The 8,405-nt window shown below is 61.4% G+C and carries 5 protein-coding genes; 2 read left to right on the forward strand and 3 right to left on the reverse strand.

The window, feature by feature from the left end; genetic code table 11:
* The first annotated feature begins 140 nt into the window (after positions 1-140).
* Positions 141-1,952: a VWA domain-containing protein gene (locus VGH41_RS18215; RefSeq protein ID WP_331598915.1), complete on the forward strand. Its 1,812-nt coding sequence runs from the start codon at positions 141-143 to the stop codon at positions 1,950-1,952.
* A gap of 55 nt (positions 1,953-2,007) precedes the next feature.
* Here VGH41_RS18215 and dctA read toward each other — a convergent pair whose 3' ends face one another.
* Both dctA and VGH41_RS18225 read right to left on the reverse strand, forming a co-directional pair.
* Positions 2,008-3,366: a C4-dicarboxylate transporter DctA gene (gene dctA / locus VGH41_RS18220; RefSeq protein WP_331598916.1), complete on the reverse strand. Its 1,359-nt coding sequence runs from the start codon at positions 3,364-3,366 to the stop codon at positions 2,008-2,010.
* A gap of 150 nt (positions 3,367-3,516) precedes the next feature.
* Positions 3,517-4,683, reverse strand: coding sequence for a mandelate racemase/muconate lactonizing enzyme family protein (locus VGH41_RS18225; protein WP_331598917.1), 1,167 nt, complete (start codon positions 4,681-4,683; stop codon positions 3,517-3,519).
* A 116-nt stretch (positions 4,684-4,799) separates the two neighbouring features.
* Between VGH41_RS18225 and VGH41_RS18230 the strand changes: the two genes are divergently transcribed.
* Entirely contained in the window at positions 4,800-5,726 is a 927-nt protein-coding gene (locus tag VGH41_RS18230) for a LysR substrate-binding domain-containing protein (RefSeq protein ID WP_331598918.1), read from the forward strand.
* 54 nt (positions 5,727-5,780) lie between these two features.
* Here VGH41_RS18230 and VGH41_RS18235 read toward each other — a convergent pair.
* On the reverse strand, positions 5,781-8,405 hold a 2,625-nt coding region (locus VGH41_RS18235), incomplete at its 5' end, for a DNA-binding protein (RefSeq protein WP_331598919.1).

Consider the following 8,405-nt stretch of genomic DNA (forward strand, 5'->3'; position numbering starts at 1 on the left):
GTTCGCGATGCTACGAGGGTTCTGGCCGAGCGCGCCGGGTGCGCAACAACTTTACGAGCGCTTCTACGCGCGTCCACGAGCCGGATCGATTGAAGGAAACAAGCCGATCTGTCTGAATACATGCCCCACTTGAATCTGACATGGCAACTACCAAAGTCCGGACGCTGACCGCTCGGTTTTGCGCGATTTTCGCATCCGCCGGCAACCGCATACGTGACGAACGTGGCACTGTCACTGTGATGTTCGCCATCTTTGCGAGTCTCATCGTCTGCGTTTTCTGCATGGCGCTGAGCTGGGTGTTCCTGGGCGAAGCCTACGCGCGCGAGCAGGACGCGCGCGATATCACTGATATCAACATTGCCCTTGAGGTCAACCGGATCACAAGAGCGGGAGGGACGCCGGACCCCTCTCAGCTTCAAAAGGACGGCCTCGCCTACTTCAGAGCGAACATGCCCACCGGGCTCTATGCCTCGACGATTCCTGACGCAAACGTCGCTGTGTCCGTCAACGGCAGTTCGACCACAGGTTACAACGTGTCGACCACGATCTCTAGCCAGATCCAGCTGTTGCTGCCAGTGATTGCCGGAAACCACGTGATTGCCGGGACCATGGCGGGCATGCCAGCCGGTTCGACCGGACCAGACCATGGCGACTTCGTCACCATCGGAGGCACCTCCACCGTCTACACCCTGCCCAAAAGCACCCTTGAGCTCGTGATGGTGCTCGACAACACCGGTTCAATGGCCGACACCATCAACGGGCAGAGCAAGCTGCAGGGCTTGCAGCAAGCCGCGAATGCGCTCGTCAGCGATGTATTTGCATCCACCACCGCAAGCGCCTATATCGGCCTCGTACCGTTCACCACCGCAGTCAATCTGACGGGTGCACTGCCGCCGACAGGCAGTTGGCTGTCACCGAGCTTCGCATACAACAATACCAATGTCGGCATGAGCGCATCGGGCACCCAGGCGGGTTGGGGCGGCTGCGCAGTGGAACCGCGCGACAGCAATGGCTATCTGTACGCGAAGGCGTACGGCATTACCGGTCCGATGAAATTCACGCCGTACTATTACAACGTCCCGCCAGGCGGACTTCCGGTACGGACGTACCCGAACAGCCTGTGCAACGGCACCATTACCAATTCGTCCATCTCCAGCGTGCCGATGACGGTGCAAGGCGGCGCCGCCAACTATTGCGGCTACACTTCGCCGCAGCGGGGCAACGGCGTCGCGGTCGTGTACGACGCCGTGGCCGGTTCCAGGTCGAGCAAGCAATCGGTCAATCAGAACAGCGATTGCATCAGCAATCCCGTCACCTTCCTGACCACCGACCAGTCGACGCTGACCACGGCGATCAACCGCATGAAGGCGAGCGGCTCGACGATCATTCCGACCGGCATTTTGTGGGGCTGGCGCATGTTGTCCTCGTCGTGGGCGGACAGCGTGTCGCCGGGCAACGGCTGGATCTCCAACGTCACATCCGCCAGCCTGCCGCTGCCGGAAACCACCGCGGGCTTGCAACGGGTGATGATCGTGCTGACCGATGGCGAAAATCAGGTTGGTGGCCAGTATTCGATTCCCAACGACCTGTATTTCAACGGCTTGTCGGGGGTCGGCACCAACAGCCTCGCCGCGCCGAGCATCACGCGCAGCGACGGCACGACACTGGCGAACGCACTGACCGACTCGTCGGAACTGACGCCGCTTGCGAGCAACGGCGTCGGCGATTCCTCTGACATCAACTCGTTCCAGCTTGGCGTGTGCACGGCGATCAAGAACAGCGGCATCACGATCTATTCGATCACATTCGGCAGCGTGTCTTCCGTCGCCGCGGCAACCATGCAAAGCTGTGCGACACCGGGCGACTACTACCATGCTCCGAACGGCGCGACACTGAACTCGATCTTCCAGGAGATTGCCGGCAACCTCGGCGAGCTGCGTCTCGTGCAGTAGGCATAGCAGCGTGGGCACGCGGAGAACCGCATCTGCGCGTGCCCGCCGACGCCACTCAACGAATCCGCGGCCCGGTCACCGGCTCGCCGCCTTGCCCAACCGGGTTCGCATCGGCCTGAGCGCGCCGCTTGTCGTCGACATCCGGGTCCTCGTCCTGATTCAACACCGCCCTTGCGGTCTTCAGATCAATCGCCCCTTCCCAGCGCGCCACCGCGATCGTGGCAACCCCATTGCCGATCAGATTCGTCACTGCCCGCGCCTCATTCAGAAAGCGGTCCACGCCTAGCAGCAATACCAGACCCGCGACCGGAATCCTGTGCATCGAGGCAAGTGTCGCCGCGAGAGCCACGAATCCTGCGCCGGCCACCCCTGCCGAGCCTTTCGACGTCAGCAAAAGCACGCCGAGGACAAACAGCTGATCCCAGATGGTCAGATGAATGTTCATGGCCTGCGCGATGAATAACGCGGCCATGGTCAGATAGATCGCGGTGCCGTCGGCGTTGAATGTGTAACCCGTGGGCAGCACCATTCCGACCACCGGTCGTGCGCAGCCCAGCTTTTCGAGCTTGATCAGCATCTGCGGCAACACGGCTTCCGTGGATGCCGTGCCCGCCGTGATCAGGATTTCATCCTTGATATAACGAAGAAACTTCCACAAGGACAGTCCACATAGGCGCATCACGGCGCCAAGCACCAGCACGATGAACAGCACGGTCGTGAGGTACAGCGCGAACATCAACTGGCCAAACGAGGCCAACGTGCGGATGCCGTACTTGCCGACCGTGAATGCCATGCCGCCGAATGCACCGATCGGCGCAAAGTACATCACGATGCGCACCACGCCGAACATCGCTTGCAGGAACATGTCCAGCATCTCGACGAAGGGCTCGGTCCGTGGTCCGAGCCTTGCAAGCGCGATCGCGAGCAGAATCGAAAAGAAGATCACCGGCAACATTTCACCGTTCGCGAAAGCGCCGACCACGCTATTGGGCACGATGCTCATCAGGAATTCGATCACGCCGTGCTGCTGGGCCGTGTGCGTATACGTGCTGATCGAGGCGGCGTCGATATGTGCCGGATCGATATTCATGCCGCTGCCGGGTTTGAGAAGATTGGCCACCACGAGTCCGATCGCGAGCGCCAGGGTCGAAACGATCTCGAAGTACAGAATGGCCTTGATCCCTACCCGCCCTGCCTCGTGGATGTCGTTCATCCGCGCAATGCCCACTACCACCGACGCGAAGATGATCGGCGCGAGCAACATCCGGATAAGCTTGATGAACAGGTCGCCAAGCGGCTTGAGCTGCGCGCCGAGATCCGGGAAACAATATCCGACCAGCACGCCGGCAACGATGCCGATCAAGACCTGAACGTAGAGCCTGGAAAGATACCTTTTGATCTTTGAGGCATGCATGTCTGTCTCCTATGCATGGCGTCTTCTCGTTGGGTTCGCAGCGTGATCGGCATGGGCCGCCACCGGCGATGCAGGAGTGCGCTTGTCTATTTGTTGTCGTACCGCGGCGGCGCCGGAAGTTTTGCTCCGGTCGCCGCTTGTCGTCCGCTGTTACGCGGAAAGTTTCTGCATCTCGGCGTACAGGTCCGCTTTACCTTCGAAGCCGATACCCGGCAAGTCGGGCATGGTGATGTAGCCGTTCTCGACCTTCACGCCATCCGGGAAGCCGCCATAAGGCTGGAACAGATCCGGATACGACTCGTTGCCGCCGAGTCCGAGCCCCGCCGCAATGTTGAGCGACATCTGGTGACCGCCATGCGGAATGCAGCGACTCGGCGACCAGCCGTGCTGGTGCAGCATGTCGAGGGTGCGCAGATATTCGACCAGCCCATAGCTCAGCGCGCAGTCGAATTGCAGCCAGTCGCGATCAGGCCGCATGCCGCCGTAACGAATCAGGTTGCGGGCGTCTTGCATGGAGAACAGGTTCTCACCGGTCGCGAGCGGCTTGTCGTAGTAGTTGCGCAAGATGGCCTGCAACTCGAAGTCGAGCGGGTCGCCGGGCTCTTCGTACCAGAACAGGTCGTATTGCGAGAGCGCCTTGGCATATTGAATCGCGGTATCGAGGTCGAAGCGGCCGTTGGCATCGACTGCGAGTTTCTGGCCGTCGCCAAGCACGCCGAGGATCGAATCGATGCGGCGCAAATCTTCATCGAGCGACGCGCCGCCGATTTTCTTTTTCACCACCGTATAGCCACGGTCGAGATAGCTGCGCATCTCGTCCTTGAGTTTTTCGTGATCCTGGCCCGGATAGTAGTAGCCCCCCGCCGCGTAGACGAAGACCTTGCGATTGGGCTTGCCTTCGCCGTAACGATCCGCCAGAAGCTGAAAGAGTGGCTTGCCTTCGATCTTGGCCACTGCATCCCAGACGGCCATATCAATGGTGCCGATCGCCACCGAACGCTCGCCGTGGCCACCCGGCTTCTCGTTCAGGAACATCGTCGCCCAGATTTTGTGCGGATCGAGATTGTTGCCTGAATCGTCCACTAACGAGGCCGGCTCCGCTTCGAGCAGGCGCGGAATGAAGCGCTCGCGCATCAGTTTGCCTTGCCCGTAGCGGCCGTTCGAATTAAAGCCGTATCCCACCACAGGCTTTCCGTCACGGATGACGTCCGTTATCACGGCAACGAGACTCAGCGTCATCTTGCTGAAGTCGATATAGGCATTGCGAATGGGGGAACTGATCGGAACGGTCTTTTCGCGGATTTCAACGATTCTCATGCGGTCTCCTGGAAACATGGCCCGCCTTTCACCTTTTGCGAGCATCGAGAGTGGCTAGGTTATTCGCTGGAACCCGCGCTATGATTCACCAAAAGTCACTACTTTATTAACTTTCAGTGAAGACTGATATCGCCTCCCATCTTGAGTTTTTCGTGCTGCTGGCGCGGCACGGCAACCTCGCCGCCGCCGCGCGCGCGCTCGACCTGACGCCGCCGGCCGCGACCAAGCGCCTCTCGCAGATGGAAGCGCGACTGGGCGTGCGCCTCGTCAACAGGACCACCCGTAGCGTGAGCCTGACTGCCGAGGGCGAGACCTATCTGCATCACGCCACGCGGATTCTGGCCGGCATCCGGGAAATGGAAGACGCCGTATCGTCAAGCCGTTCTGTGCCGAAGGGCCTGCTGCGTGTCAATGCGACGCTGGGGTTTGGCCGTACCACGATAGCGCCGCTGGTTTCGGCGTTTGCGCAGCGCTATCCGCAGGTCGAGGTGCAGCTCGATGTGACGGACCGCCCTATCGACCTGGTCGAAACCGGCGTCGATCTGGCAATCCGCTTCGGCTCGCTGCCCGACAAGCGGCTCAATGCGCGGCGCGTCATGTCGAACCGGCGTTTCATGTGTGCTTCGCCGCGCTATCTGGAACAACATGGCACGCCGACAAGCCTCGACGATCTCGCCGAGCATAACTGCATCGTGCACCGCCAGAACGACGATGCATACGGAATCTGGCGCTTCATGCACGAGGAACGCAGCGAAGTGGTCAAGGTGCATGGCGCGCTATCGAGCAATGACGGCGACATCGTGCTGGGTTGGGCGCTGGACGGCCACGGCATACTGGTCCGCTCGGAATGGGATCTGGCCAAATACCTGGAAAGCGGCCGGCTGAGGATCGTCTTGCCTGAGTTCGTCCAGCCGTTTGCCGACCTGTTCGTCTACTATCCGAACCGGCGAAACCAGTCGGCACGCGCGAGAGCCTTCATCGATTTTCTGATTGAGCACTTCACGGCACGGGGCGCAAGAACTTCTGAATCCGCCGGCTACTAGCGACCGTGCCGATCACGCAGCACACGCCCACCCTGAACAGTCACGCCATGCCCGTCAGCTGTTTATTTTCGAAATCTGCGCGGTCGCGGGTTCATATTGATAGCCCTTCTGCGCAAGTTGATTGGCCATTGCAGCGCTAATCAGTTTTTGTTGTGCTTCCCGCGATATCAACTCGTGATCTGGCTTAAGCCGCTCCAGTTCGGACGCAAGCCTGCGGACAAGCGCGACTTCTCCGGTGCTGCGTGCATCAATGAACAAGATCCTGTCGCTAGCCTGACCGAGACGCTGTTTGAGATCTTTTGCATGCGCCACCCACTGCTCAGCATTCGTGTGAAGCTCGTCCAGAGCCTTTGTATAAGCGCTTGCCTGAGCCGATAGCTGACGTTGCAGCACGGCGATTTCTTCCGCCGTCGCAGACTGGCCGACTTCCAGTTCAGGGTGCGGGCCACCGTGAACGCTTTGCGCGGCCGCCTCGCTGAGTTCGGCGACGCGCTGCTCCAGTTTGGCGACGTATTGATCGGCGGCATCCGCGCGATCCTTTGCGGCGGAAGCCTCTTGCGAAACGCGGGCCATTTCCGCGAGCGCAGCCGTTTTCTCCGCAGTGACCGTGTTGACTTGCTGCTGGGCCTGTTCGAATTCGCGGGCCACGCGCTGCAATTCAGTGAGGTGCGCGGAGGATTCTTCGGTTCGCGCTGCGGCTGACGCGCGCTCTGCTGCGAGGGCGGCGCGGGCCTCATCCAGCTCGGTAATCGTGGTCGCTTTCTCTGCTGTCACGGCTTCAGACTGCTGTCGGGCGTGCTCTAGCTCACGGGTCACACGCTGCAGTTGGCCGAGCTGTGCGGAGGCTTCTTCGGCCCGTGTTACGGCAGACTCGCGCTCTTGTACAAGCGCAGCGCGGGCCTCCTCCAGTTCTGTCATTGCAGCCGTTTTCTCTACGTTCACGGCGCTGACCTGCTGCCGGACTTCTTCCAGCTCGCGACCTACATGCTGCAGTTCGTTGAGCTGTGCGGATGCTTCTTCGGTCCGCGTTGCCATAGACGCGCGTTCTGCAGCGAGCGCAGCACGTGTCTCATCCAGTTCGGCTATTGCAGCCGCTTTCTCTGCAGTCACGGCCCCAATCTGCTGCTGGGCCTGTTCAAGTTCGCGGCCCACACGCTGCAGTTCGCCGAGCTGTGCAGACGCTTCTTCAGCCCGAGTTACAGCAGACGTGCGCTCTTGCGCGAGCGCAACACGGGCCTCATCCAGTTCTGCGATCGTGGCCGCTTTCTCCGCTGTCACGGCCTCAGTCTGGTGCCTGGCGTGTGCAAGTTCGCCGGTTATACGCTGCAATTCGTTAAGCTGCGCGGACGCTTCTTCAATCCGCGTTACCGTGGCCGCACGCTCTGCAGCGAGCGCGGCACGGGTCTCCTCCAGTTCAGCAATTGCAGCTGTTTTCTCTGCAGTCATAGCCCCAATCTGCTGCTGGGCCAATTCAAGTTCGCGGCCTACACGCTGCAGTTCGTTGAGCTGCGCGGACGCTTCTTCGGCCCGCGTCAGGGCAGACGTGCGCTCTTGTGCAAGCGCAGCGCGGGCCTCACCCAGTTCAGCGATTGCCGCTGTTTTCTCTGCAGTCACGGCGTCGGTCTGCCGCCTGGCATGCTCAAGTTCACCGGTTACGCGCTGCAACTCGTCAAGCTGTGCGGCCGCGTCTTCAATTCGCGTTGCCAGAGACGCACGCTCTGCAGCGAGCGCCGCACGGGTCTCGTCGAGTTCAGCAATTGCAGCGGCTTTCTCTGCAGTCACGGTCACGCTCTGCTGCCGTGACTGCTCAAGTTCACGTCCCACGCGCTGCAACTCGTTGAGCTGTGCGGACGCTTCCTCGATGCGTACTGCTGTCGCCTCGCGCTCCATGGTGAGCGCGACGCGCGTCTCGTCCAGTTCAGTCTCCAGCACGCCAATCCGTGCGAGGCTTTGGTTCGCTTGTGTCGTGGCGGCGTCTGCTCGCGACGAGGCCGTGCTCGCCTCCAGCGTCCATCGCTCCACTTCGTCGGACTTCGTCTGGCAAGTGTCGCGCAAGGCGGCGGCCTGTTGCCGTGCGTCATCGCGCTCCAGCGTGATCTGCGCGAGTGCGTCGTTCTTCGTCGCCACAACCGCGGTCAACGCTTCATGCGCCTGACGTTCCGCGTCGAGCGCCGCAGTGGTCTGTGCCAGGTTAGTCTCCGCCGTCGACGCACGCTGCGCGAGAGCTTCGCTGCGAGTCTCCGCAGCTTCAGCGCGGCTCGATGCGGTGGCGAGTTCCGCGGCAACGCGTGCGGCCGTTTCTTCGGCGTCCCGCAGTGCATTCGTCAGGGCAGCAAGTCGCTCGCGCTGCGCGATGGCTTCTTCCGCCGTCTTCTGATACTCGGCAAGCGCCTCGTCCCGTTCCGTGACGGCGGCGCCGAGGTGCTGATCCTGGACCGTCATGCGCTGCCTGGCCGCCTTTTCCGCTTCGTCCTGCGCAGCCTTCCAGAGCCGGCCCGCGCCGCTTACGACGATCTCGGCCAGACCTTCCGGGAAACCGGTCTGGATCGGCACTTCGGGCGTTTGCGGCTGTCGCGCCTCGCGCCAGCGCTGCAAGGCCGCCGCGACGGCCACGATCGAGCCGCTACGAACCTCTGACCAGATCGCGACTGGCGACACGTTCCGGCCTTCCGCGGCCAG

Origin of the sequence: Paraburkholderia sp., assembly GCF_036488795.1 — a bacterium.
Lineage (GTDB): Bacteria > Pseudomonadota > Gammaproteobacteria > Burkholderiales > Burkholderiaceae > Paraburkholderia.

Coding starts and splice junctions, on each gene's coding strand:
- VGH41_RS18225 (WP_331598917.1), bottom strand. CDS start 4,683: ATGAGAATCGTTGAAATCCGCGAAAAGACCGTTCCGATCAGTTCCCCC.
- dctA (WP_331598916.1), bottom strand. CDS start 3,366: ATGCATGCCTCAAAGATCAAAAGGTATCTTTCCAGGCTCTACGTTCAG.
- VGH41_RS18215 (WP_331598915.1), top strand. CDS start 141: ATGGCAACTACCAAAGTCCGGACGCTGACCGCTCGGTTTTGCGCGATT.